The 23,233-nt window shown below is 72.4% G+C and carries 21 protein-coding genes; 14 read left to right on the plus strand and 7 right to left on the minus strand.

The features are described from left to right. Nucleotides 1-242 precede the first annotated feature (242 nt). Entirely contained in the window at nt 243-1,322 is a 1,080-nt protein-coding gene (locus QCD68_RS12815; RefSeq protein WP_301223270.1) for an NADP-dependent oxidoreductase, read from the plus strand. Nucleotides 1,323-1,386: 64 nt separating this feature from the next. On the opposite strand, the gene QCD68_RS12820 is transcribed toward QCD68_RS12815, so the two are convergent. The 3 genes from QCD68_RS12820 to QCD68_RS12830 are packed head-to-tail and all read right to left on the minus strand — an operon-like array spanning nt 1,387 to nt 4,329. Continuing rightward, nucleotides 1,387-2,286, minus strand: a complete 900-nt coding sequence (locus tag QCD68_RS12820; RefSeq protein ID WP_301223271.1) for an ABC transporter permease — start codon at nt 2,284-2,286, stop codon at nt 1,387-1,389. Next, entirely contained in the window at nt 2,273-3,265 is a 993-nt protein-coding gene (locus QCD68_RS12825; RefSeq protein WP_301223272.1) for an ABC transporter ATP-binding protein, read from the minus strand. The genes QCD68_RS12820 and QCD68_RS12825 overlap by 14 nt, the downstream gene beginning before the upstream one ends. Then, nucleotides 3,262-4,329 carry a LolA family protein gene (locus tag QCD68_RS12830; protein WP_301223273.1) on the minus strand — a complete coding sequence of 356 codons (1,068 nt, stop codon included), beginning with the start codon at nt 4,327-4,329 and terminating at the stop codon, nt 3,262-3,264. The genes QCD68_RS12825 and QCD68_RS12830 overlap by 4 nt, the downstream gene beginning before the upstream one ends. A gap of 198 nt (nt 4,330-4,527) precedes the next feature. Here QCD68_RS12830 and QCD68_RS12835 point away from each other — a divergent pair, with 198 nt between their 5' ends. Further along, nucleotides 4,528-5,565 carry a sugar-binding transcriptional regulator gene (locus QCD68_RS12835; RefSeq protein WP_301223274.1) on the plus strand — a complete coding sequence of 346 codons (1,038 nt, stop codon included), beginning with the start codon at nt 4,528-4,530 and terminating at the stop codon, nt 5,563-5,565. A 65-nt stretch (nt 5,566-5,630) separates the two neighbouring features. Here the strand turns inward: QCD68_RS12835 and QCD68_RS12840 are convergent, their stop codons facing one another. Beyond that, nucleotides 5,631-6,155 carry a DinB family protein gene (locus tag QCD68_RS12840; RefSeq protein ID WP_301223275.1) on the minus strand — a complete coding sequence of 175 codons (525 nt, stop codon included), beginning with the start codon at nt 6,153-6,155 and terminating at the stop codon, nt 5,631-5,633. A 190-nt stretch (nt 6,156-6,345) separates the two neighbouring features. Between QCD68_RS12840 and QCD68_RS12845 the strand changes: the two genes are divergently transcribed. Then, on the plus strand, nt 6,346-7,917 hold the full coding sequence (locus tag QCD68_RS12845) for an MFS transporter (protein ID WP_301223276.1): 1,572 nt from the start codon (nt 6,346-6,348) through the stop codon (nt 7,915-7,917). Nucleotides 7,918-8,036: 119 nt separating this feature from the next. Here the strand turns inward: QCD68_RS12845 and QCD68_RS12850 are convergent, their stop codons facing one another. Then, nucleotides 8,037-9,050 (minus strand): GTP-binding protein, encoded by a 1,014-nt coding sequence (locus tag QCD68_RS12850; protein ID WP_111074733.1) that lies wholly within the window; start codon nt 9,048-9,050, stop codon nt 8,037-8,039. A gap of 45 nt (nt 9,051-9,095) precedes the next feature. On the opposite strand from QCD68_RS12850, the gene ykgO reads away from it, so the two are divergent. Both ykgO and QCD68_RS12860 read left to right on the plus strand, forming a co-directional pair. Then, entirely contained in the window at nt 9,096-9,218 is a 123-nt protein-coding gene (gene ykgO, locus QCD68_RS12855; RefSeq protein ID WP_111074819.1) for a type B 50S ribosomal protein L36, read from the plus strand. A 28-nt stretch (nt 9,219-9,246) separates the two neighbouring features. After that, complete coding sequence (locus QCD68_RS12860) at nt 9,247-9,903, plus strand: histidine phosphatase family protein (protein WP_301223277.1); 657 nt, start codon at nt 9,247-9,249, stop codon at nt 9,901-9,903. A gap of 124 nt (nt 9,904-10,027) precedes the next feature. On the opposite strand, the gene QCD68_RS12865 is transcribed toward QCD68_RS12860, so the two are convergent. Next, nucleotides 10,028-11,770 (minus strand): glycerol-3-phosphate dehydrogenase/oxidase, encoded by a 1,743-nt coding sequence (locus QCD68_RS12865; protein WP_301223278.1) that lies wholly within the window; start codon nt 11,768-11,770, stop codon nt 10,028-10,030. Nucleotides 11,771-11,962: 192 nt separating this feature from the next. Here QCD68_RS12865 and QCD68_RS12870 point away from each other — a divergent pair, with 192 nt between their 5' ends. The 3 genes from QCD68_RS12870 to ald all read left to right on the plus strand — a co-directional run bounded on the left by QCD68_RS12870 (nt 11,963) and on the right by ald (nt 15,338). Further along, on the plus strand, nt 11,963-12,925 hold the full coding sequence (locus QCD68_RS12870) for a sugar-binding transcriptional regulator (RefSeq protein ID WP_111074730.1): 963 nt from the start codon (nt 11,963-11,965) through the stop codon (nt 12,923-12,925). A gap of 99 nt (nt 12,926-13,024) precedes the next feature. Continuing rightward, nucleotides 13,025-14,062, plus strand: coding sequence for an AraC family transcriptional regulator (locus QCD68_RS12875; protein ID WP_301223279.1), 1,038 nt, complete (start codon nt 13,025-13,027; stop codon nt 14,060-14,062). A gap of 175 nt (nt 14,063-14,237) precedes the next feature. Then, on the plus strand, nt 14,238-15,338 hold the full coding sequence (gene ald, locus QCD68_RS12880) for an alanine dehydrogenase (RefSeq protein WP_301223280.1): 1,101 nt from the start codon (nt 14,238-14,240) through the stop codon (nt 15,336-15,338). A gap of 92 nt (nt 15,339-15,430) precedes the next feature. On the opposite strand, the gene QCD68_RS12885 is transcribed toward ald, so the two are convergent. Then, nucleotides 15,431-16,219, minus strand: coding sequence for a tryptophan-rich sensory protein (locus QCD68_RS12885; RefSeq protein ID WP_301223281.1), 789 nt, complete (start codon nt 16,217-16,219; stop codon nt 15,431-15,433). 103 nt (nt 16,220-16,322) lie between these two features. Between QCD68_RS12885 and QCD68_RS12890 the strand changes: the two genes are divergently transcribed. The 6 genes from QCD68_RS12890 (at nt 16,323) to sufU (ending at nt 23,119) form a co-directional block, all read left to right on the plus strand. Further along, nucleotides 16,323-17,306 carry a magnesium and cobalt transport protein CorA gene (locus QCD68_RS12890; protein WP_253464013.1) on the plus strand — a complete coding sequence of 328 codons (984 nt, stop codon included), beginning with the start codon at nt 16,323-16,325 and terminating at the stop codon, nt 17,304-17,306. A 101-nt stretch (nt 17,307-17,407) separates the two neighbouring features. Next, on the plus strand, nt 17,408-19,543 hold the full coding sequence (locus QCD68_RS12895) for an alpha-galactosidase (RefSeq protein ID WP_301223282.1): 2,136 nt from the start codon (nt 17,408-17,410) through the stop codon (nt 19,541-19,543). Between the two features lie 110 nt (nt 19,544-19,653). Next, nucleotides 19,654-20,937, plus strand: coding sequence for a chloride channel protein (locus QCD68_RS12900; protein WP_301223283.1), 1,284 nt, complete (start codon nt 19,654-19,656; stop codon nt 20,935-20,937). An 83-nt stretch (nt 20,938-21,020) separates the two neighbouring features. Continuing rightward, entirely contained in the window at nt 21,021-21,233 is a 213-nt protein-coding gene (locus QCD68_RS12905) for an antitoxin (protein WP_111074725.1), read from the plus strand. Nucleotides 21,234-21,341: 108 nt separating this feature from the next. Then, on the plus strand, nt 21,342-22,673 hold the full coding sequence (locus QCD68_RS12910; RefSeq protein WP_301223284.1) for a SufS family cysteine desulfurase: 1,332 nt from the start codon (nt 21,342-21,344) through the stop codon (nt 22,671-22,673). Continuing rightward, the gene (gene sufU / locus QCD68_RS12915; protein WP_221851407.1) at nt 22,670-23,119 is read left to right on the plus strand and encodes a Fe-S cluster assembly sulfur transfer protein SufU; all 450 of its coding nucleotides are present in this window, start codon (nt 22,670-22,672) and stop codon (nt 23,117-23,119) included. Before QCD68_RS12910 ends, sufU begins: the two co-directional genes overlap by 4 nt. The last annotated feature ends 114 nt before the right edge of the window (nt 23,120-23,233 follow it).

The following is a 23,233-nucleotide window of genomic DNA, read 5'->3' on the forward strand; positions in this document are numbered from 1 at the left end:
CGGCGGGCCCCCCGGGGGCGGGCCCCCGCCCCCGCCGGCGGGCCCCCCCCCCCCCCCGCCCGCCGGGGGGGGGGGGGGGGCGCCCCCCCCGGGCCCCCCCGTCCGGCCCGTCCCCAGCGGGTACCGACCCGTCCCGACGGGTCCTCAGGATCCGGACCGCTCCCTGCGAGAACCCCACATCCGCGGACGGAGCCGTGCCGGAGGCGAGTAGGACGGACGCACGACGTCCCGAGGAGGGTGACATGCGAACTGGTAGCGCAGTGCAGTACGAGCGGTACGGCGACTTCGACGTGGTCGAGGTCGTGCCACAGGAGCGACCCACGCCCGGACCCGGCGAGGTGGTCGTCGAGGTCATCTCCGCCGGCCTGAACCACATCGAGCGGTTCCTCCGCGAGGGCAAGCTGCAGGACCACATCCAGGTCGAGTTCCCGGCCCGCCAGGGCGTCGACCTCGCCGGCATCGTCCGGGCCCGGGGCGCGGGCGTCAAGGACCTGCGCGTCGGCGACGAGGTCATGGGCCACGCGCCCGAGGGCGGCTCGCACGCGACCTGGGTCGTGGTGCCCCGCGAAGCCGTCGTCATGAAGCCCGCACACGTCGGGTGGGAGGTCGCCGGCGGCCTGTACCTGGCCGGCTGCACCGCCGTCGACGTGGTCCGGAAGCTCCGCCTGGGACCCGGCGACACCGTCGTCATCAGCGCCGCCGCCGGTGGTGTCGGACACATCCAGTGCCAGCTCGCCCGCGACGCCGGTGCGACCGTGATCGGCCTCGGCAGCCCGCGGAACCACGACTACCTGCGGCAGATCGGCATCCTGCCCGTCGCCTACGGGGACGGTGAGGAGGCCCGGATCACCGAGATCGCCCAGGGCCGGCCCGTCACCGCGTTCATCGACAACCACGGCGACGAATCCGCCCACGAGCTCGCCCTCCGTCTGGGCGTCGACGAGAAGCGGTTCGTCTCGTCCGAGGCCCGGCGTGACGCCGAACTGCGGTTCCTCCGTGCCCCGGCGTCCGACCCGGAGGCGAAGGAGCTCATCCTCTTCCTGGCGAAGGCCGTCGAGGACCGCCGCGTGCAGATCCTCATCTCGGGCTTCTACCCGTTCGAGTACATCGTCGACGCCTACGAGGACCTGGCCGAGATGCACTCGCGCGGCAAGGTCGTCGTCGGCATGCAGCCCGTCGAGACCGGCGCACGGCAGGACTGGTACCGGTCCGAGAAGGCGCGTGACCTGCGCGACCAGTACGCGGAGGAGAAGGCCGACGGCACGCTCGCGAGCGGGTCCCCGGCGTCCCGCGGGGCCGAGGGCGCGGTCTCGACCAGCTGAGTCGCGCGGACCCTGCTGCCGGACGGGGACGTCCCCACCGTGCGGTGGGGACGTCCTCGTCCGTTCAGCTGAGGATGTCCTTGCTGGCGAACCGGCCGTACGCCAGCGCCCCGAACACCACCAGGTAGCCGAGCTGCAGCAGCGCGTTGCTGCCGAACGAGTCGAACGAGATCGGGTCGCGCAGCAGGTCGCCGAAGCCGAGCCACAGGTGCGAGAACAGGAACGGGTGCAGCCAGTCCAGCTGTGGCAGCTGGTCGAGCACCTGGGAGACGCCGGCGAGCACCACGGTCGCGGCCATCGCCCCCACCGGCACGTTCGTCAGGGTCGACGCGAACAAGCCGATCGCGACGAGCCCGAGCATCGACAGGGTGACGTAGAGCGCGAGCAGCAGTGCACGGGCTGCGTACGACCAGCCGTCCACCTGCGTGCCGGACAGCAGCGTCACCGGGCCGATCCGGAACAGCACGGCACCGATCGCCGCTCCCACGAGCACGATGAGCAGGGTGGCGGCGAGGCAGAAGGCGATCGCTCCCGCGGTCTTCACCAGGATGAACCGCACCCGGCCGGTCGGCGCGACGAGCAGGTACCGCAGGGTGCCGTGACTCGCCTCGCCCGCCACGGTGTCACCCGCGACGACGCCGACCGTGAGCGGCAGGAACAGCGGGATCGACACGGTCAGCGCAGTGAACGCCACGAAGAGACCGTTGTTCGTGATGTCGCCGAGGAACGCCGGGCCGCCGCTGTCCTCGCCGGTGGTCAGTCGGACGGCCACGGCGATCAGGATCGGCACGGCCGCCAGGGCTCCGAGCATCGCCCAGGTGCGGCGACGCCGGAAGACGAGCGCGAGTTCGGAGCCGAGCAGGGCGAAGGGACGGGTCCGTCGTGCCGGGGCGGTGCCGCCCTCGGCGCTGCCGGACGTCGCCGGGCGCTCGGCGGTGGTCGGGGTGGGGTCAGCCGGCGACATCGAATCCCTCTCCGGTGAGTGCGACGAAGAGGTCCTCGAGCGTCCCTCCGCCGACGGCGAGCCCCCGGACCCGGACGTCGGCACGGACGAGCTCGGCGGTGATGGTCTCCGGTTCGACGTCGGCGACCAGGTCGGCGACGAGCACGTCCGAGCCGCCGTCCCGTCGTGGCGCCAGGCCGAGGCGGCCGAGGACGACCGCGGCCTGCCCGACGTCGGGGGTGCGGACCGTCACGGTGCGGGCACCGGCGGAGCGCAGGTCGTCGAGCGTGCCCTGCGCGACGAGCTGCCCGGTCCGCATCACGGCGGCGTGCGTGCAGACCTGTTCGATCTCGGCGAGCAGGTGGCTCGACACGAACACCGTGGTGCCGTCGTCGGCCAGGGAGCGGATGAGGTTGCGGACCTCGCGGGTGCCCTGCGGATCGAGGCCGTTGGTCGGCTCGTCGAGCACCAGGAGTTCGCGCGGGGTGAGCAGGGCGTTCGCCAGGCCCAGCCGCTGCTTCATGCCGAGCGAGTACGCGTGCGCCTTCTTGTCGGCCGCGTGGGTCAGGCCGACTCGGTCCAGGGCGGACGCGACCCGTTCCTTCCGGCTGCGCGGGTCCGAGGTCGGGTCGGCGGCGTCGAACCGGGACAGGTTCGCGCGTCCCGACAGGTAGGGGTAGAACGCCGGACCCTCGACGAGCGCGCCGACCCGGGGGAGCACCGAGCGCAGGGCCGTGGGCATCGGTTCGCCGAGCACCTCGATCGAGCCGCCGGTCGCGCTCGAGAGCCCGAGGAGCATCCGGATCGTGGTGGTCTTGCCGGAGCCGTTCGGTCCGAGGAACCCGAAGACCGACCCACGGGGGACGGCCAGGTCGATGCCGTCCACCGCGCGCTGCTTGTGGAACACCTTGCGGAGTCCCTCGGTGCGGATGGCGAGGTCCGTGCGGACGGCGAGGTCCGTGCTGACGGCGCTGTCGGTGCCGGTCGGCGTCGTCGTCACTTGGCCGCGGCGACCAGGGCCGACACCGGCACCGCGCCCGCCAGGACCCGGCCGTCGTCGGTCAGGTAGACCGACACGAGTGAGGCCTGGACGGCACGACCGCCGTCGACCGCGGTGGTGAGCTGGTCGAGGAGACCGGAGGCGTCCGCGTCGAGCCCGGCCTGGTCGGCGCTGCCCGCGGGGAGGGCCACGACGGTGTCCCAGCCGCTGCCCGAGACGGTCGGGCGCTCGGCGCTGCCGGCGCCGTGGTGCCGCGCACCGGAGCCCGGCGTGGCGCCGGAGAGGTCCTTCGTGCTGACGTCCGCACCGGTCGGCGGGGTGAAGTCGAAAAGACGCGCGGCCGGGGCGCCGTAGTCGAGGCTGGTGAACCCGACCTGGAACGCGGGGTCCTGCTTGCCGGCGGCGGTGACGGACGCGCGGAGGGGGAGCCCGGTCTGCTGGTCGACGGCGAGCTGGACCCGACCCACCAGGGTGTTCGAGGACTTCGGCGTCAGGGTCAGCAGCCAGGCGTCGTGCCCGGCGACCGAGGTCGCGACGGGCTTCGAGACCGTGGTGGTCGGCGTGATCGCGTCGATGGCCTGCTCCGCGACGTCCGTCGGCGTCGCCGTGCCGCTGCCCGGGGTCTGGGCGGAACGGCTGGGCAGCGTGGTCTTCGTCGCGGCGCGCTGCTTCGAGTCCCACGTCCACACGGTGCTGCCGTTGCGGATGAGGTCCTGCTCGGCGAGCTGCTCCGTCACCTGCACGCGCTGCTTGCTCGCCCCGTCGACGTAGACACGGGCGGTGTGCGACGCGGTGAGCAGGCTGAGGGCGTCCGAGGCGTTGCCCTCGAGCGAGGACCCGCCGGCACCGGTGGGGAGCTCCGGCAGGCCCAGGTCGCTCGTCTGCGAGAGCTTGCCCGAGTACCGCTCGTCCGAGGACTTCGCGATGCTGGCGATGACGGCCGCCGCGGTCGGGTGGTCCCCGGCGATCGGGGTGGACGCGGCCTGCGCGATGACGGGAGCGGCGACGACACCGGCCACGACGACGGGTGCGATCAGGGCCGGCAGCCAGACGGACTTCTTCATGGGTGGATCCCCTCGATGGAACGTCGGACCCCGCTGTGGAGCGCATCGGAGTCTCGAGCACGGTACGTCCGACAACCGACAGAACGCTGTGCTCTGCCGGGGGTCACGGGCAGCCGACGTGCGGCCGTCCGGCGCTACGATCACCGTGTCGTCCGCCCGCCCGGTCGACGGCACCACACCCCGGGAGGCCTGCGCTCGATGTCCGACAGCACTGCGTCCTCCGACAGCATTGCGTCCGCCGGCCCGTCGGTCCCCGTCCCGGCCACGCCCGAGCAGCCGACGTCGGTGACGGTCTCCGAGGCCCAGCGCTCCCGGTTCCCGCTCGACACCGTGTACCAGGCCGCGCGGATGTACTACCTCGAGGACGCCACCCAGAACGAGATCGCGACGCGCCTCGGGGTCTCCCGCCCGACGGTGAGCCGGCTGGTGTCCGAGGCCCGTCGCGCCGGACTGGTCCGGATCGAGGTCGTCGACCCCTTCCAGGACGAGACCGTCGCCCTGGCCGAACGACTGCAGGTGGTGCTCGGTCTGCAGGCCGTGCACCTGGCGGCCGTCACGCACGCTGCGACCCTCGGTGTGGACCTGGCCGAGCCGGTCGCCGCCGCGGTGGCGGCGATGGGCCTGGCCCCGGGCGACGCCGTCCTGATGTCGTCCGGCAGCACGGTGCACGCGATCGCGCACGGGGCGATGCCGCCGATGCCGGGCGTGCAGCTCGTCCCGACCGTCGGCGGTCAGGCGGACCCGAACCAGTGGTTCCAGACGAACGAGATCACCCGAGCGGCCGCGGAGCGCTCGGGGGCGATCCCGACCTTCCTGTTCGCGCAGGCCCTGCCGTCGGAAGCGCTGCGGGCCTCCCTGGACGAGGACCCGGCGTTCCAGCACGTCGTCGGGCTCTGGACCCGGGCGAAGGGCGCGATCCTCGGCATCGGTGCGCCGGTCGTGACCCGGGACGCGATGGCCCGCGGGCTGCCGGTCGACGACGACGTCTTCGACCGGGCGACCGGCGACGTCTGCCTCAACTTCACCGGGCCGGACGGGGAGCCGATCGAGTTCCCGGGCAGCGACCGGATGGTGCGGACCTCACGAGAGGTCCTGGCCGCCGTGCCGCACGCGGTCGGCGTCGCCGTCGGTGCGGTCAAGGTGCCGAGCATCATCAGCGCCGTCCGGGGACGTCTGGTCAACGAGCTGGTCACCGACGCGGCGACCGCCCGAGCGCTCCTCGACGCACTGGCCTGACGACGGTCGGCGGCGGTGTGCGGCCGGCCGTCTGCGGTCGTCGCCGGCCGGGAGGCCCGGATCACTCAGCGCGCGCGCCGCACGTCCCACAGGTGGTGGACCGGGTCGTGGGCGTAGTACACCGCGAGCGTCGCGACCGTGAAGCCGCTGCCGTCGGTGCGCCGCCCGGTGCGTTCGAGCTGGTCGTCACGGACACCGGCGAAGGCCTGCGCGGCCCGACGAGCCGCGGCCCGCAGGTCCTCGGCGACCGTCGCCGGGTCCTGCTCGTCGTAGCGTTCGGCGACGGCGGTCGCGTCCTGGTCCCAGTTCGGGAAGAGCGGGTCGTCCTCGGCGAGCATCAGCTCGAGGCGCTCGGTCATCTTCCGGTGCACGTCGCGGACGTGTGCGCCGTACTCCAGCGGCGACCAGGTCGCGTCGTCCGGGCGCTGCCGCACGTCGTCGCGCCGGAGTTGCTCCGGCCACCCGGCGGTGTTCGCGTCGATGAGGCCGGGGACCTCGCGGATCGTCACGGCCGAGCCGTCGAAGCCGCAGTCCGGGCAGGCCGACTCGATGACCCAGGTCCAGTTCTTCGTGTCCGGTTCGATCGCCACGGCGAGAAGTTACCAGGATGTGACCGTCCCGCCCGATCCGCACGGGGCTGCTGATCGGGCATGACCCCCGTCCGGGTGACAGTGGCGAACCTGGCAGTCTCCGCTGGATGACATTGCAGTCGCTCGGTAACGTCGTCGGCTGTTGCTTCCAGGCCGGAACGACCGGCCGAGCGGACCAGAGGAGAGACGGATGGGTTCCGACCCCAGCAGTACCGAGCGCCCCGACATCCGGGAGGACGGGTCACGACGGAGTGACCGGTCGTCCGGGAGGCCCGGGCGCAGGCCTGCTCGTCGCCTCCGCGAGAGCGACGTCACCGTCGTCGACAAGGGCATGATGCGCCGGGCGGTCGGCGGCATGGTGGTCGGCAACACGATGGAGTGGTACGACGTCGGCGTGTACGGCTACCTCGCCGTCACGATGGGCCGGGTGTTCCTGCCGACGGCCGAGCCCGGGGTGCAGGTCCTCTTCAGCCTCGGGGTGTTCGCGGCGACGTACATCGCCCGCCCCCTCGGCGGCATCGTCTTCGGGCGACTCGGGGACCGCATCGGCCGCCAGAAGGTCCTGGCGACGACGCTCATCATGATGGCGGCGTCCACCGTGCTCATCGGTGCGCTGCCCGACTTCGCGCTGATCGGCGTGATGGCGCCGGTGCTGCTCGTCGTGCTCAAGCTGCTGCAGGGCTTCTCGACCGGCGGTGAGTACGCCGGGGCCACGACGTTCATCACCGAGTACGCCCCGGACCGCCGCCGTGGGTTCTTCGCCAGCTTCCTAGACCTCGGCAGCTACATGGGCTTCGCGCTCGGCGCCTCCGTGGTCACGGTCCTGCAGATCATCCTGGGCGAGCAGACGATGACCGCGTGGGGCTGGCGGCTGCCGTTCCTGCTCGCCGGCGTGATCGGCGTCGTCGCCGTCTACTTCCGCCTGCGCATCGAGGAGTCCCCGGTGTTCCAGGCCACCCAGGCGGCGCAGGAGGCGTCGACCGAGGCCCGTGCCGACGCCGAGGGCCGACCGGCCACGGTGTTCGCGATGGTCCGGCAGTACTGGCGCCCCATCGTCATCGCCGTGATGCTCGTCGCCGCGTCGAACACGGTCGGCTACGCCCTGACCTCGTACATGCCGACGTACCTCACCGACTCGCTCGGCTACTCCGCCATCGACGGCACCCTGCTGACGATCCCGGTGCTCGTGCTCCTGGCGCTGATGCTCCCGCTGACCGGACGGCTGTCCGACCGACTCGGTCGACGCACGGTGATGTGGATCGGCGCCGCGACGACGATCGTGCTCGTGCTGCCGGCGTTCATGCTCATCGGCCACGGCGAGCAGTGGTCGACGCTGCTCGGTCTGGCGCTGCTCGCACTGATGACCGCGCTCTGGGTGTCGAACCAGGCGGCGTCGCTGCCGGCGCTCTTCCCGACCTCGACGCGGTACGGCGGCATGGGCTTCGCGTACAACATCGCCATCGCCGTGTTCGGTGGGACGACGCCGCTCATCGTGCAGGCGCTCCTCGACGCGACCGGCAACGAGCTGGCACCGGCGTACTTCCTCATGGCGACGAGCGTCCTCGGGGCGGTCGGGGTGTTCTGCATGAAGGAGTCCTCGCAGCGCCCGCTGCCCGGCTCGATGCCCGCCGTGGAGACCAGCGACGAGGCCCGCGAGCTCGTGCGCACGCAGGACACCAACCCCCACCTGGACCTCGGCGACCTGCCGTTCGGGGTCGTGGACGCGGTCACCCCGGTGCCGGCGGGCGAGCGCGGGCGCTGACCCGCGCCTCCCGTCCGGTCCGGCGCCCCAGCAGAACACCGGTGTTCGTCCGTCACACCGCGACCTGCGGGTGTTCGACAGACGAACACCGGTGTTTCGCAGCCCCGCGCGCTGCGGCGTCACTCGCCGCGGTCGAGTGCCGGCCAGACCGGGAACGGGTCGGCCCAGGACCGCCAGAGGTCCGGGCCGGCCAGCAGTTCCGACGGCGTGATGAGCGCCCCGTCGAGGGCGCGGCTGAGTCGGTCGACGTCGAGCCCCTCGCCGACGAACCAGAGCGCCTGGCCGATCGGGGCGTCCTCGTCCCAGGACGGGTTCGCGGTCGGGTCCAGGGCGAGCATCGCGCCGACGCTCGACCACGAGCCGACGTGGTCCGGTCGCGACGCCAGGCGGAAGAACCCGCGCGACCGCAGCACCCGGCCCTGTGGGCCCGCGACCAGGTCGTGTTCGACGACGTCGGCCAGTCGCGCGGGGTGGAACGGCAGCGGGTCGCGGTAGCGGAAGGCGGTCAGGCCGTCGGCGTGCCGGAACCGGAGGTCGTGGTCGGTCGACAGGGCGAGCATCCAGCCCGCCGCCCCGGCCAGGACGCGCGCGGCGGCACCGTTCGACGCCGGCAGGTCGTCGGCGCTCCGGAGGCGCACGTCGGCGAGCACGACGGCCTGCGGTGCGCAGCGGTGCACGACGGCGACGAGGGCCCGGCGGCGGGCGACCGGCAGGCGTTCGGTGCCCTGGAGCACGATGACGGTCGCGTACTCGACCAGGGCCGCGAGCCGTTCCGCGGCGACGAAGGCGTCGTCGACGCCGGACCAGAGCAGGTGCTCGACGTCGCCCGCACGGAGGACCGACACCACGTGGTCGATCACCCGGTCGTCCCCGGTCTCGGCGCGGGCCGCGTTCGCCAGCATCATCGCCACCGCCCGGGCGTCACCCCACGCCGGCAGCGTGACGACGAGGGAGTGCCGGGCGTCGGGACCGCAGACCTCGGCCAGGTGGTCCGCCCGGTCCGCGACCGCACGGGCGGCTGCGAGCGCACTGCCCGCGGCGTGCATGCGGTGGCCGTCCGACAGCCGGGAGGCGACGCGAGCGGCATCGGCGTCGTGGAGCGCGGAGACGAGGGTGATCGGGACGGTCGACATGTGCAGTACGGTACATGAAAACCGTTCTCAACAAGGAGGCTCGTGGTGAAGGTCCGCAACTCGCTCAAGGCACTGAAGAAGATCCCCGGATCGCAGATCGTCCGCCGCCGCGGACGCGTCTACGTCATCAACAAGAAGAACCCGCGCTGGAACACCCGGCAGGGGTGACGTCCGGGTCGATCCGTAGGGTGAGGGCATGCGACTGCTCCTCGTCCGCCACGGACAGACCCCTGCCAACGTGACCGGCCTGCTCGACGCCGAGGTGCCCGGACCCGGGTTGACCGACCTCGGGCAGGAGCAGGCCGAGGCGCTGCCCGCGGCCCTCGGCGACCGGGGGATCGAGCGGCTCTTCACCTCGTCCATGGTGCGGACGCAGATCACCGCCGCGCCGCTCGCCCGGGCGCTCGACCTCGAGCCCGTGGTGCTGCCCGGCCTCCGCGAGATCGAGGCCGGCGACCTGCAGGGCAAGCGGGACACCGTGTCGGTGCAGAGCTACCTGGCGGCGGCCTACGCCTGGACGGCGGGGGACCGCGACGAGCGGATGCCGGGCGCCGAGGACGGGCACGCCTTCTTCGCCCGCTACGACGACGCCGTGCAGCAGATCGAGGCGACCGGGGCCGAGGTCGCGGCGGCGTTCAGCCACGGCGCGGCGATCCGGATCTGGGCCGCGGTGACCGCGCAGAACGTGCCGGCCGACCTCGGTCGGAACCGGCACCTGGAGAACACCGGCGTCGTCGAGCTCGAGGGATCGACCGCGGACGGCTGGCGCCTCGTGGACTGGGCGGGGGAGCCGATCGGCGGTGACGACCTCGCCGACCTGGGCGCGCAGGACCCGACCGGCGAGCGCTTCTGACGGACGCGCCCCGCGCCTCCCGTCCGCCCCGCGGTCCCCGCGGACCTCGCGGAACGCAACCTGGGCGGCTCCTCGCAGCGTGGTGTCGCTGCGGAGAACCGCCCAGGTTGCGTTTCGAGAGGGGTCAGGCGAGCTGCGACGCGGAGGTCAGCGGCACGATGACGCCGTGCGACTCGCGGAGGACGTCGAGGGTGCGCTGGATCTCGTCCGCGCGCTCCTCGGTCGTCCAGCCGAGGGTCTCGGCCATGACGTCGGCCAGCTCGTCGAGCAGGTCGATCGTGACGCCACCGACGAACGCGAGGTTCGTGCGGCGCAGCACCACGTCGATCAGGTGCACGGCCTGCTCACGCTCGGCGAAGTACCGGACCTCGCCGCGGGTGATCGTGCCGTCGGACTCGAGCGGCTCGACCGGGCCGGTGACCAGGACGTCGACGACCTCGGCGGCACGGGTGCCGTAGCGCTCGAGCAGACGGTCGACCGTCTCGGACGCCAGGCCGTCACGGTGCGACTTGATCCACAGCGCACGCTGCCCGTCGGTGGTCGGGAAGTCCTTGCCACCGCCGATCGGCATGCCGGACGTGTCGACCTTGCGGGTCACGCCGAGCTTCGTCGTGATGTCCGTGGACAGGTGCGCGGCGAGGGCACGGAAGGTCGTCCACTTGCCACCGACGAGCGACAGGACCGTGGTCTTCGGCAGACCCGCGATCGGGGTGTCGACGATCCGGTAGTCACGCGACACGAACCCGGGGGCGGTGTCCTCGTGGCGGGGGAGCGGACGGATGCCCGAGTAGCGGTAGACGATGTGGTCGCGGCCCAGCTCGATCTGCGGGAAGACGTGCTTCACCAGGCCGAAGAAGTAGTCGACCTCTTCCTCGGTGCAGACGGCCGGCTCGGACGGGTCGGCGTCGATGTCGGTCGTGCCGATGAGGACCCGGCCCTTGAGCGGGTAGATGAGGACGATGCGGCCGTCGTTGTTCTCGAAGAACAGCTCGCGGCCCTTCGTCGCCTCGAGGAGCTCGGGGTTGTCGACGACGATGTGCGAGCCCTTGGTGCCGCCCATGTACTTCGTCTCGCCACCGAACGCCTCGTTGGTGAGGTCGGTCCAGGGGCCGGAGGCGTTCACGACGACGTCCGCGGTGAACACGAACTCCTCGCCGGTCTCGCGGTCACGGAGCAGGACGCCGCCGTCGCGGCTGCCGGCGGCCTCGACGTAGTTGGTCGCACGGGCGGTCGCGTCGGACCCGGTGCCGGTGCTGGCGGCCAGACCGTCCTTGAGCACGTCGAGCGCCAGGCGCTCCGGCTCGTGGACCGAGGCGTCGTAGTAGGTGCCGGTGTACTTGAGGTCGCGGTTCAGGGCCGGCATGTCCTGCAGCGCGGCCTTCTTGGTGCGGAAGACGTGCTTCGGGACCGAGCCGCCGTCGCGGGAGAACGAGTCGTAGATCGTCATGCCGATCTTGATGAGCATCGCGCCGCGCTCCTTCGTGGAGCGCTGCTTGTGCGTCAGCATGCGCAGCGGGGCGTTCATGATGCCGGAGAAGGTCGAGAAGATCGGCATCGTCGTCTGCAGCGGCTTGACGTAGTGCGGGGCGATGCGGATCAGGCCGTTGCGCTCCTGCACGCTCTCGCGCACCAGGCGGAACTCGCCGTTCTCGAGGTAGCGGATGCCGCCGTGGATCATGTGGCTCGACGCGGCCGAGGCGCCGGAGGCGTAGTCGCCACGCTCGACGAGGGCGACGTCGACGCCCTGCAGGGCGAGGTCGCGGAAGGTGGCGATGCCGTTGATGCCACCACCGACGATGAGGACCTGTGCGTTCGGGCGTCCGGTGAGGGCGGTGACCGTGTTCCTGGGCTGCGTCTTCTTCGACATGGTCGTTCGCATCGCTTTCTGGGGTCGGTTCGTTGGTACTCCATCGATCGTGCGCTCGTCCGAACGCGTGGGCAACCTGCGTGCACGGACGTGCAGAACCGTTGTCGCGCCTGGCGTCCCGTGGTGCGTCTGTGCGGACGGGAGGCGCGGACGGGGTTGCAGAGGTCGTGCACGTCCGTGCATGCTCGGTCCATGAGCGATGCCGCCCAGCCCGTGCGCACCCAGCAGGCCCTGCGGGCCGCACACCTCTACTACCTGCAGGACCTGACGATGGACGCCATCGCCGACGAGCTCGGCACGTCCCGCTCGTCGGTGTCCCGTCTGCTCAAGTACGCGCGGGACACCGGACTCGTCGACATCCAGATCCGCTCGCCCCTCGACCAGGCCGCCGCGCTCAGCCGCAGCATCCGTGCCCGCTTCGGCGTGCACGCCCACGTCGTACCGGTGCCGGACCACACGAGCGACGTCGACCGCCTGGAGCGGGTCGCCCTGTCGGCCGCGCGGATCCTGACGCAGTACATCGAGTCGAACATGGTGATCGGCATCTCGTGGGGGTCGACGGTCAGCGCGGTCAGCCGGTACCTCGTGCCGAAGACCACGCACGGCTCCACGATCGTGCAGGTGAACGGCGCGGCCAACACCCGGACGACGGGCATCGTCTACGCCTCCGAGATCCTCCGGCGGTTCGGCGAGGCCTACGGCGCCCTCGTGCAGCAGTTCCCGGTGCCGGCGTTCTTCGACGACCCCGCCACCAAGGCCGCGCTGTTCCGGGAGCGCTCGATCCGCCGCGTGCTCGACCTGCACGAACGGATGGACGTCGTCGTGTTCGGCGTCGGCGCCCCGCAGGCCCCGGTGCCCTCGCACGTCTACTCCGGCGGGTACCTGGACCCGTCCGACCAGGAGGAGCTCGTCACCGCGCAGGTGGTCGGCGACGTCTCGACCGTCTTCTACCGCGCGGACGGGTCGTGGAAGGACATCGGGGTGAACGCCCGGGCCGGTGCGCCGGACCTCGACACGATCAAGCGCGCACCGCGGCGGATCTGCGTGGTCGCCGGGCGGGGCAAGGCGGCGTCGCTCCGCGGAGCCCTGGCGGCGGGGCTCGTGACGGACCTGATCCTCGACGAGAGCGTGGGGCAGGCCATCCTGCAGAACTGACCGGTGACCGGAGCCCGGACGGGGGAACCCGGGTCGTGTCCCCGCTTCTGGGGTGGACGGACCGGCCAGGATGTCGGTGGCCTGATCTACCGTCGGAGCATGGTGCTCTCTCCCGAAGCCGGTCCGTCCGTCGCCCGCGGATCCGGCAGTGTCGGCCGATCCGGCAGCGTCGAGCGGCCCCGAGCCGTGCCGCGGCAGGACACCCGCTCCTACCGCCGGCTCGCGGGGACCGACATCGACCAGGCCATGGCGTTCTTCACCGCCGACTACGACCTCACGGCCCCGGTCATCCGACGCACCCGCCCGGACACGCTCTGGGACTTCGCCGGGGTCACCGACGAGCGGATGTCGCTCCGGACCTCCCGGTTCGGTGTCGACCTGCGCAGCCAGAGCCAGTCCGACGACGTCATCGTCGCGTGGCTCCGCAGCGGCAGCAGCACCATCACGTTCAAGGGGCGCTCCGTCGACCTGGTGCAGGGGGTGCCGATGGTCCTGCCGTCCGAGGTCTACGACCTGCACCACCGTGACATCGGGCTGAACCTCGTGCACCTGGACCGGAAGTTCCTCACCGACCTGGTCGGCGACGAGACCTTCGCGTTCGAACCGCTCGAGCGACCCGACCCCGAGGGACTGCGCGTCTGGCAGGAAACCGTCCGTCGGCACTCGTCGACGTGGCTGCAGGTCGACAACGAGCTCTCCGCCGTCGCGCGCCGGGACATCGCCGAGGCCTTCGCGACCGCTGCCGTCCGGGCGTTCCCGCGACGCAGCACCTGGCGTGCCGCCGTCTCGGGCACCGGACCGGAACACCAACGCCTGCGTCGTGCGCTCGACTACGTGCACGCCCACGCGCGTGAGCCGATCGGCACCCCGGAGATCGCCGCGGCCGCCGGCCTCAGCCCGCGCGGGTTGCAGCAGTCGCTCCGTCGGCACCTCGACCAGACCCCCGGTGAACTGCTCCGCTCGGTGCGGCTCGACGGTGCGCGCGAGGACCTGCGGCGGGCCGAGCGCGACGAGACCTCGGTGGCGGACATCGCCCGCGGGTGGGGCTTCGGGCACCTCGGCCGGTTCTCGGCCGCGTTCCGGTCCCGCTTCGGCGAGCTGCCGAGCGACACCCTTCGCTCGCGCCTGCGTCGCTGATCGCAGCCGGCCGGCGTGCCGTGCTGCGTTCGGTGGGAGCGGTCTCACGCGCCGTGGTACCGAACGCCGTGACACCGAACTCCGGGGAGACGGGTGATCGTTCGGTCTGACCCCGGTCACGACGAACACGCGGCTGAATGGTGGGACCGAGCAACTGCCCACGAAGGAGTCCGTCATGCGCATCGGCGTCCCCACCGAGATCAAGAACAACGAGTTCCGCGTCGCAGCCACCCCCGCCGGGGTCGCCGAGCTGACCCTGCACGGACACCAGGTGCTCGTGCAGGCCGGTGCCGGGACGGGATCGGCGTTCACCGACGACGAGTACACCGCAGCCGGTGCCACCGTCGTGGCGGAGGTGCGCCAGGTCTGGGACCAGGCCGAGATGGTGCTCAAGGTCAAGGAACCCGTGGCGTCCGAGTACCCGCTGATCCGCGAGGGGCAGGTGCTCTTCACCTACCTGCACCTGGCCGCCGACCGCTCGCTGACCTCGGCGCTCGTCGAGTCCGGTGCGACCGCGATCGCCTACGAGACCGTGCAGCTGCCGGACCGGTCGCTGCCGCTGCTGTCGCCGATGTCCGAGATCGCCGGTCGGCTCTCCGCCCAGGTCGGGGCGCACCACCTGATGCGCGCGACCGGTGGTCGAGGCCTGCTCCTCGGTGGCGTCCCGGGCACGCCGAAGGGTCGGGTCGTGGTGATCGGCGGCGGGGTCGCGGGGGAGCACGCGGCGACGATCGCGCTCGGGATGGGTGCCGAGGTGACCGTCTTCGACATCAGCCTGCCGCGCCTCCGGGCCCTCGACGCGCGCTTCGACGGCCGGGTGACGACGCTCCGGTCGAACCCGCTCGCCATCGCCGCGGCCGTGGCGGACGCCGACCTGGTCATCGGTTCGGTGCTGATCCCGGGAGCCTCGGCGCCGAAGCTCGTCACCGACGCGATGGTCGCCGACATGCGAGCCGGTTCGGTGCTGGTCGACATCGCGATCGACCAGGGCGGGTGCTTCGAGGGCTCGCGGCCGACCACGCACGACGACCCGACCTTCCGCGTGCACGACGCCGTGTACTACTGCGTGGCGAACATGCCCGGAGCGGTACCCCGCACCAGCACGATCTCGCTGACGAACGCGACGCTGCCGTACGCCGTGGCCATCGCGGACCAGGGGTGGGAGCGGGCGCTCGACGCGGACCCGGCCCTCGCCCTCGGCCTCAACGTGCACGCCGGGCAGGTCACGAACGAGGCCGTCGCTGCCGCACACGGGTTGGTGGCTGCCGGGCGCTGAGCCTGCCGGGGGCCCGGCGGCGGGGCGGGGTGAGGCGCGCCTCCCGACCGTGCCCGTGCCCGGGCCCGCGCCGGGCCTCCGCTCTCGCCGGGTCAGGCGGCGCGCAGTGCGGCCGGACGTGCCGCCCAGCCAGCCCGCGCGCGGGCCACGAGCGTCACCACGACGACCACCACGGTCGCACCGACGGCGGTGACGGCGGTCGGCACCGAGACCAGCGGCCCGTCGAGGCGGGCGACCGCGACCCAGGCCAGACCCCAGCCGAGCGACAGCGTCGGCGAGATCCGCCCACGTCCGGTCACGGCGACGAGGACTCCGACCAGGCCGGCGACCGCCGCGACGACGACGCCCCAGACGTCCTGCCCGAGACTGAACCCGCGGAAGCCCGCAGCCGTCAGGACCGCGGCCGTGTTCGCCGCCGTCGCGACGCACACCCAGCCGAGGTAGAGCCCGAACGTGCCGTCGGTGATGACCGCTTCGAGGCGACCCGACGGCCGCGTGCGCCGGAGTACCACGAAGGCCCAGGCGAGCACGCCGAGCAGCGCGACGATGATCGATTCGCTCAGCCACAGGTACCCGAACTGCACGGACAGGATCCACGCCGCGTTGAGCAGCAGGGACAGTGTCGCGGGCACGGCGAGCCGGTCGTGGCGGGCGCGGTCGGCGGTGCGGGGGAGGAACTGCCACACGGCGAACGCGATGAGCCCGACGTAGATGACGCTCCAGATCCCGAAAGCCGGGCCGCCCGGGGCGATCGCCGTCGAGGAGGCCGACAGTGCGCCGTCCGCTGCCTCGGCGATCGGGGTGCCGCCGGCCGCGCCGGACCCGATGAACGAGCCCACCACGGCGACGACGGCGCTCACCGCGATCACGATCTTCCGCATCCACCGCATGGTCGTTCCTTTCGTCAGCATGCTGAGGACCTGGACGCTACGCCCTCCCGCCGTCGTTCGCCCACCCGTTGCCCAGGGTGCGTACGGTGGTGCCGTGACCGTCGAGTTGAACACCGTGTACGTGGACCGCATCGCTCCGACGGCGAGCCACTCGCTCGACGACAGCTTCCGGATGATCGAGGAGCACGGAGCCTCCGCGTGCATCGTGCTCGACCGGCCGGACGCGGTCGAGCTCGGGGACGTCGCCGTCGCCCTGGGGCTGCACGAGCTGGCGGTCGAGGACTCCGCCGAGGGGCACCAGCGTCCGAAGCTCGAACGGTACGGCTCGACCCTCTTCGCCGTGTTGAAGCCCGCCGTGTACCGCGACGCCGAGGAAGAGGTGGAGTTCGGCGAGGTGCACGCCTTCGTCGGCCAGGACTTCTTCCTGGCCGTCGTGCAGGCCGACCCGCGCGGCCCGGGCACCGTCCCGCGCGCGCTGCAGCGGATGAGCGGCAAGCCCGGCCTGGTCACCGCCGGGTCGCAGGCGCAGCTCTGGGCGCTGATGGACTCGATCGTGGACGACTACCGCCCGGTCATCGACGGCCTGGAGGAGGACATCAACCAGATCGAGGGACAGCTGTTCTCCGGTTCCGCCGGGGTGTCCCGCCGCGTCTACGAACTGTTCGGCGAGGTCGTCGACTTCCAGCGGGCAGCGCGACCGCTCATCCGGATGATCGAGGACCTGCACCGCGGCGCCGAGAAGTACCACCTGCCGGTCGAGCTGCAGCGACGCTTCCGTGACGTGCTGGACCACGCCATCCGGGTCGTCGAGCGCCTGGACACGTTCCGGCAGCTGCTGCAGAACGCGCTGACGGTCGACTCGACCCTGGCCGCGCAGAAGCAGAACGACGACACGAAGCGGATCTCCGGCTGGGCGGCGATCCTGTTCGCCCCGACCCTCATCGCGGCGATCTACGGCATGAACTTCACGCACATGCCCGAGCTGTCGTGGACCTGGGGCTACCCGCTCTCGATCCTGGCGATGGTGCTGTTCGCCGCGGTCCTGTACGCCGTGTTCAAGGCCAAACGCTGGTTCTGAGTGCACCAGCCGCTGGTTCTGAGTGCACCAGCGCGTCGGGTTGCGGCGCACCGCCCGGGACCGGGAGGCTCGTCCCCGTCCGTCCGCACCGAGGAGACCCGATGTCGCAGCTCCCCACCGTCCCCGTCCACCTGAGCGCCGCCGGCGTGTCTCTGGTGCTCGACTGCTCGGACGGCCGCCTGCCCGCCGTCGTGCACTGGGGTGCCGCCCTGGGGGAGCTGTCGGACGCCGAACTGACCGCGCTCGCCGAGGCCGACGTCCTGCCGCTGCAGCCGAGCACGCCCGACGTCGCCGTCCGCCTCAGCGTGGTGCCGGAGGCGCACACCGGCTGGACGGGTCGTCCCGGCCTCGTCGGACACCGCGACGGCACCGACTGGTCGCCGGCGTTCACGGTCTCGGACGTCACCCGGACCGGCGACGTGGGTGCACTGCAGCGCCTGGTCGTGGACGCCGCGGACGCGGTCGCCGGGCTGGCGCTCCGCCTCGAGATCGAGATGCTCGTGTCGGGCCTGGTCCGTCTGCGCGCCGCGGTGACGAACACCGCCGACGGCACCTACACGCTCGACGACCTGACCGTCGCACTCCCCGTCCCCGGCCGGGCCCGCGAGGTCCTGGACTTCGCCGGGCGCTGGGGCAAGGAGCGCACCCCGCAGCGCCACGAGCTCGTCGTCGGCACCCACCAGCGCGAGGGCCGTCGTGGCCGGACCGGTCCGGACGCCGCCACGGTGCTCAGCGTCGGGACGCCCGGGTTCGGCTTCGCGAGCGGTGAGGTGTGGGGCGTGCACGTCGGCTGGAGCGGCAACCACCGCCACCACGCCGAACGGGTCAGCGACGGACACCAGGTCGTCGGCGGCGGCGAACTGCTCCTGCCCGGCGAGGTCCGGCTCGAGCGCGACGCGACCTACTCCGGGCCGTGGGTCTACGGCGCCTACGGGGACGGCCTCGACGCGCAGGCCCGCCGCTTCCACGACTGGCTCCGGCAGCGCCCGCAGCACCCGAGCCGCCCCCGCCCGATGACGATCAACGTCTGGGAAGCGGTGTACTTCGACCACGACCTGGCGCGCCTGACCGACCTGGCCGACCGTGCGGCCCGGATCGGCGTCGAGCGCTTCGTCCTCGACGACGGCTGGTTCCGGGGTCGCCGCGACGACCGTGCGGGCCTGGGGGACTGGTTCGTCGACGAGGACGTGTGGTCCGACGGGCTCGCCCCGCTCGTCGACCACGTCCGGGCGCTCGGCATGGAGTTCGGCCTCTGGTTCGAGCCGGAGATGGTCAACGAGGACAGTGACCTGGCCCGGGAGCACCCGGAGTGGATCATGCAGGCGGACGGCCGGCTGCCGGTCCGGGCCCGCAACCAGCAGGTGCTCGACCTGGCGATCCCGGCGGCGTACGAGTACGTCCTGGAACGACTGACCGCGGTGATCGGCGAGGTCGGCGTCGACTACGTCAAGTGGGACCACAACCGCGACCTGGTCGAGGCCGGCACCCGCGGCGCCGGTGCCGCGGTGCACGAGCAGACCCTCGCCGCGTACCGGCTGATGGCGACGTTGAAGGAACGGTTCCCCGCGCTCGAGATCGAGTCGTGCTCGTCCGGTGGCAGCCGCGTCGACCTCGGCGTCATCGAGCACACCGACCGTGTCTGGACCTCGGACTGCATCGACCCGCTCGAGCGGCAGCAGATGAACCGGTGGACCATGCAGCTGCTGCCCGCCGAGATGCTCGGATCGCACATCGCCAGCGGCACGAACCACACGACCGGACGGCAGCACACGCTGGCCTTCCGCGCCGGCACCGCCCTGTACGGGCACCTCGGCATCGAGTGGGACCTGGCACGGGCGAACGAGGCCGAGGAGCGCGAGCTCACCGGGTGGATCGACACCTACAAGCAGGTCCGTCCGCTGCTGCACGGCGGCGACCTGGTCCGGGTCGACCAGGCGGACGACACGCAGCTGGTCTACGGGTCGGTCGCGCCGGACCGCCGGCAGGCGCTGTTCTTCCTGGCCGTCGTCGGCCGGTCCGAGGTCAGCCCGCGCGGTCGGATCACGTTCCGTGGTCTGGACCCGGAGACCCGGTACCGCGTCGACCCGCTCGTCATCGGCGACGTGCCCGGCCTCGAGCCGGCACCGTGGTGGTCGGGCGACCGCGTCTTCTCGGGCCGCGCGCTCGAGGTGGTCGGCGTCCAGGCCCCGATGACGTTCCCCGAGACGGTGGTGCCGTTCCGCGTGACGGCCGTCTGACCACCAGGCCGGGAGGCCCGGATCACCACCCGCAGGTCGGGACCGGTCCGCCGGTGGCGGGCCAGGCCTCCAGATCGTCTCAGCGGAGCGCTCCCACTACGCTTGCCGACATGCCACACAACGGTCACGCCAGCCCGGCCTGGGTGCTGAAACTCGCCGTCGTCACCGCGCTCGTCGGCGTCGCCGGCGGTGTCGCGGGGATCGCCGTGTGGCTCGCGCTCCAGCTCATCCAGTTCGTCGCCTTCGGGTACCCGTTCGCCGGACACCACGAGGCCGCCGACGCACCCTCCGGGCTGAACCGGCTCCTGGCGGTGCTGGCCGCCGGCGTCCTCACCGCGGTGGCGTGGTGGGCGATCCGACGCTGGGGTCGACCCGTCGTCGGCGTGCCCGCGGCGGTCGGCGGCAAGCGGATGCCGTCCCTGGTGACCCTCGGCAACGCGGGCGTGCAGATCCTGGCGGTCGGGCTCGGTGCCTCGATCGGCAAAGAGGTCGCACCGCGCGAGATCGGTGCCTGGGCCGCCCAGCTGCTGACGGTCCGGGCCGGCCTGAGTCGTCGTGAGACGAAGGTGCTCGTGGCCTGTGGTGCGGCTGCCGGCCTGGCGGCGGTCTACGACGTCCCGCTCGGCGGCGCCCTGTTCGCGGTCGAGGTCCTGCTCGGCGAGCTCACTCTGGCCACCGCCCTGCCCGCGTTCGCGACGAGTGCGGTCGCGGCGTTCGTCGCCCGGCTCGTGATCCCGGACGAGGTGCTCTACCACGTGCCCGCGATGCACCTCTCGCCGTCGTTGCTGGTCTGGGCGGTCGTCGTCGGGCCGCTGCTCGGGTTCGCCGGTGTCGGGTTCGTGAAGACCACGAACCGGCTGCAGGGCATCGCCCCGACCGGGTGGAAGCTCCTCGTGGTGCTGCCGGTCGTCTTCGCGCTCGTCGGACTGGTCGCGGTGCCGTTCCCCGAGGTGATGGGCAACGGCCGGGCCCTCGGCATCGCCGCGATGAACGCCGACCTGGACGGCCCGACCCTGCTCGGCATGGCACCACTCCTGGCGTTGCTGGTGCTCGGCCTGCTCAAGACCGTCACGACGGCCGCGACGATCGGTGCCGGCGCGGTCGGTGGCACCCTGACCCCGTCGATCGCGATCGGGTCCGCGCTCGGCGGGTTCCTCGGCGCCGCTTGGCTGCTGCTCTGGCCGGTGGACGGCGGCAGCATCGCCTCGTTCGCGTTCATCGGCGCGGCCGCGTTCCTGGCCACCACCATGCGGGCCCCCTTCACCGCTCTCGTGCTCGTCGTCGAGTTCACGCAGCAGGGGACCGACATCCTCATCCCGTCCCTCCTGGCCGTCAGCGGGTCGGTCGCCGTCGCGTACGTCCTGGCCCGCCGCCGCAGCGCCCAGATGACCTGAGCCGGACCGAGCACACGTTCGGTGGTTAGCATCGGCGCCAGGACGCGGGGCACCAGGCGCCGCGGCGAAGTGAGGAGCCGGTCATGGCGGGGTTCGACGACATCGCGAAGAAGGCCCAGTCCTTCCTGCAGGACGGCAAGGTGCAGGACGCGCTCAAGAGCGAGAAGGCCGAAGGCGTCAGCGACAAGGTGTTCGACGGCGTCGCCGACGCCGTGAAGAAGGCCACCGGCGGCAAGTACGACGACAAGATCGACAAGGCCCGCGACGAGGCCGACAAGCGCATCGGCAACGAGTAGCGCCAGCCGCACGACGACCGCGCGGTGCTGGTCCGACTGGACGTCACCGGGAAGAACGACCACGATTGACGGGTTGTCTCCCGCGAGACGCACAGGAGGGCCAGCACCGTGACGATCGTTGCACCAGCGCCGACGGACGACACCGTCGAACCGCTCACCGAGGACGAGGTCGCCCGCATCCGGGCCGACTTCCCGATCCTGCAGCAAGAGGTGAACGGGCAGCCCCTGGCCTACCTCGACTCCGGAGCCACGGCCGAGCGACCCGTGCAGGTGCTCGACGCCGAGCGACGCTTCCTGGAGCACGACAACGCCGCCGTGCACCGCGGAGCGCACACCCTCGCCGCGCTGAGCACCGACGCCTACGAGGACGCCCGAGCAACCGTCGCCCGGTTCATCGGCGCCGCCAGCCCGTCCGAGGTCGTCTGGACGGCGAACGCCACCGACGCGCTGAACACCGTCGCGTACGGTCTCCGGAACGCCAGTGCCGGCCGTGGTGGCCCCGAGGCCGACCGCTTCCGACTCGGTGTCGGGGACGAGGTCCTGGTCACCGAGGCCGAGCACCACGCCAACCTCGTGCCGTGGCAGGAGCTCGCCGTGGCCACCGGTGCGACGCTCCGCTGGGTGCCCGTCGACGACGCCGGCTGCTGGACCGCGGCCGACGCCCTCGCGCTGGTCACCGACCGCACCCGGGTCGTCGCGATCTCGCACGTCTCGAACGTCACCGGCATGATCGCGCCCGTCGCCGAGGTCGTCGCCGCCGCGCACGCCGTCGGTGCCCTCGTCGTCCTCGACGCCTGCCAGTCCGCACCGCACCGGCCGCTCGACGTCCGTGCGCTCGACGTCGACTTCGCCGCGTTCTCCGGGCACAAGATGCTCGGCCCGAACGGCATCGGCGTCCTCTGGGGCCGCCAGGAGATGCTCGACGCGCTGCCCCCGTTCCGCACCGGCGGCTCGATGATCACGACCGTGACGATGGAGCACACCGACTTCATGCCGGCCCCCGAGCGCTTCGAGGCCGGCACCCAACCGGTGTCCCAGGCCGTCGCGCTCGCCGAGGCCGTCCGCTACCTGGAACGCATCGGCATGAGGCGCGTCCAGGCGCACGAGGAACACCTGGCGCAGCGGATGCTGACCGGGCTGGCCACCGTGCCGGGCATCACGGTCGTCGGCCCGCCCGCCGGGGTCGCCCGGAGCGGCCTGGCCGCGTTCGTGGTCGACGGCGTGCACGCCCACGACGTGTCGCAGTACCTCGATGCGCAGGGCATCGCCGTCCGCTCGGGCCACCACTGCGCCCAGCCGCTGCACCGCCGGCTCGGCCTGACCGCCACCAGCCGGGCGAGCACGTACGTGTACACGACCGAGCAGGACGTCGACCGCTTCGTCACCGCCGTCGCCGAGATCCGCGGGTACTTCGGTGCCGACGCCGAGGACGCCTCGTGAACAGCCTCGACAGCCTGTACCAGCAGGTCATCCTGGACCACGCCAAGGCCCGGCACGGGGACGGCCCGCTCGAGCACGCCGACGCCGAGCACTTCGAGCGGAACCCCACGTGCGGTGACGAGATCACCGTGCGGGTGCGGCTGGAGCCCGGCACCGACCGCATCGCCGAGGTCGCCTGGCAGGGGGACGGCTGCTCGATCTCGATGGCCTCCGCCTCGGTCCTCACCGACATGGCCGTCGGGCGGACGGTGCCGGAGCTGCTGGCGCTGACCGAGGAGTTCCGCACGATGATGCGCTCCCGCGGTGTCGGCGAGCCGGACGAGGACGTGCTCGAGGACCTCGTCGCGTTCCACGGGGTCTCGAAGTTCGTCATGCGGGTGAAGTGCGGGATGCTCGCGTGGGTCGCCGCCGAGACGGCCGCGCAGCAGGCGGTCGCCGCGCGCTGAGCGCCGGCCCGGCGGTCGCCAGCCCGCCGGCGTGCGGGACGGTCGGACCACCGGACGGGGGGGGGGGGGGGGGGCGGGGGGCCCCCCCCCCCCCCCCGCGGGGGGGGGGGGGGG

This window comes from Curtobacterium sp. PsM8 (genome assembly GCF_030433875.1).
In the GTDB taxonomy this organism is placed as follows: domain Bacteria; phylum Actinomycetota; class Actinomycetes; order Actinomycetales; family Microbacteriaceae; genus Curtobacterium.

What these genes read in the sequence shown, in the direction of transcription:
- QCD68_RS12815 (WP_301223270.1), top strand. Translation starts at nt 243, where the DNA reads ATGCGAACTGGTAGCGCAGTGCAGTACGAGCGGTACGGCGACTTCGAC.
- QCD68_RS12820 (WP_301223271.1), bottom strand. Translation starts at nt 2,286, where the DNA reads ATGTCGCCGGCTGACCCCACCCCGACCACCGCCGAGCGCCCGGCGACG.
- QCD68_RS12830 (WP_301223273.1), bottom strand. Translation starts at nt 4,329, where the DNA reads ATGAAGAAGTCCGTCTGGCTGCCGGCCCTGATCGCACCCGTCGTCGTG.
- QCD68_RS12835 (WP_301223274.1), top strand. Translation starts at nt 4,528, where the DNA reads ATGTCCGACAGCACTGCGTCCTCCGACAGCATTGCGTCCGCCGGCCCG.
- QCD68_RS12845 (WP_301223276.1), top strand. Translation starts at nt 6,346, where the DNA reads ATGGGTTCCGACCCCAGCAGTACCGAGCGCCCCGACATCCGGGAGGAC.
- QCD68_RS12850 (WP_111074733.1), bottom strand. Translation starts at nt 9,050, where the DNA reads ATGTCGACCGTCCCGATCACCCTCGTCTCCGCGCTCCACGACGCCGAT.
- QCD68_RS12860 (WP_301223277.1), top strand. Translation starts at nt 9,247, where the DNA reads ATGCGACTGCTCCTCGTCCGCCACGGACAGACCCCTGCCAACGTGACC.
- QCD68_RS12865 (WP_301223278.1), bottom strand. Translation starts at nt 11,770, where the DNA reads ATGTCGAAGAAGACGCAGCCCAGGAACACGGTCACCGCCCTCACCGGA.
- QCD68_RS12870 (WP_111074730.1), top strand. Translation starts at nt 11,963, where the DNA reads ATGAGCGATGCCGCCCAGCCCGTGCGCACCCAGCAGGCCCTGCGGGCC.
- QCD68_RS12875 (WP_301223279.1), top strand. Translation starts at nt 13,025, where the DNA reads ATGGTGCTCTCTCCCGAAGCCGGTCCGTCCGTCGCCCGCGGATCCGGC.
- ald (WP_301223280.1), top strand. Translation starts at nt 14,238, where the DNA reads ATGCGCATCGGCGTCCCCACCGAGATCAAGAACAACGAGTTCCGCGTC.
- QCD68_RS12885 (WP_301223281.1), bottom strand. Translation starts at nt 16,219, where the DNA reads ATGCGGAAGATCGTGATCGCGGTGAGCGCCGTCGTCGCCGTGGTGGGC.
- QCD68_RS12895 (WP_301223282.1), top strand. Translation starts at nt 17,408, where the DNA reads ATGTCGCAGCTCCCCACCGTCCCCGTCCACCTGAGCGCCGCCGGCGTG.
- QCD68_RS12900 (WP_301223283.1), top strand. Translation starts at nt 19,654, where the DNA reads ATGCCACACAACGGTCACGCCAGCCCGGCCTGGGTGCTGAAACTCGCC.
- QCD68_RS12905 (WP_111074725.1), top strand. Translation starts at nt 21,021, where the DNA reads ATGGCGGGGTTCGACGACATCGCGAAGAAGGCCCAGTCCTTCCTGCAG.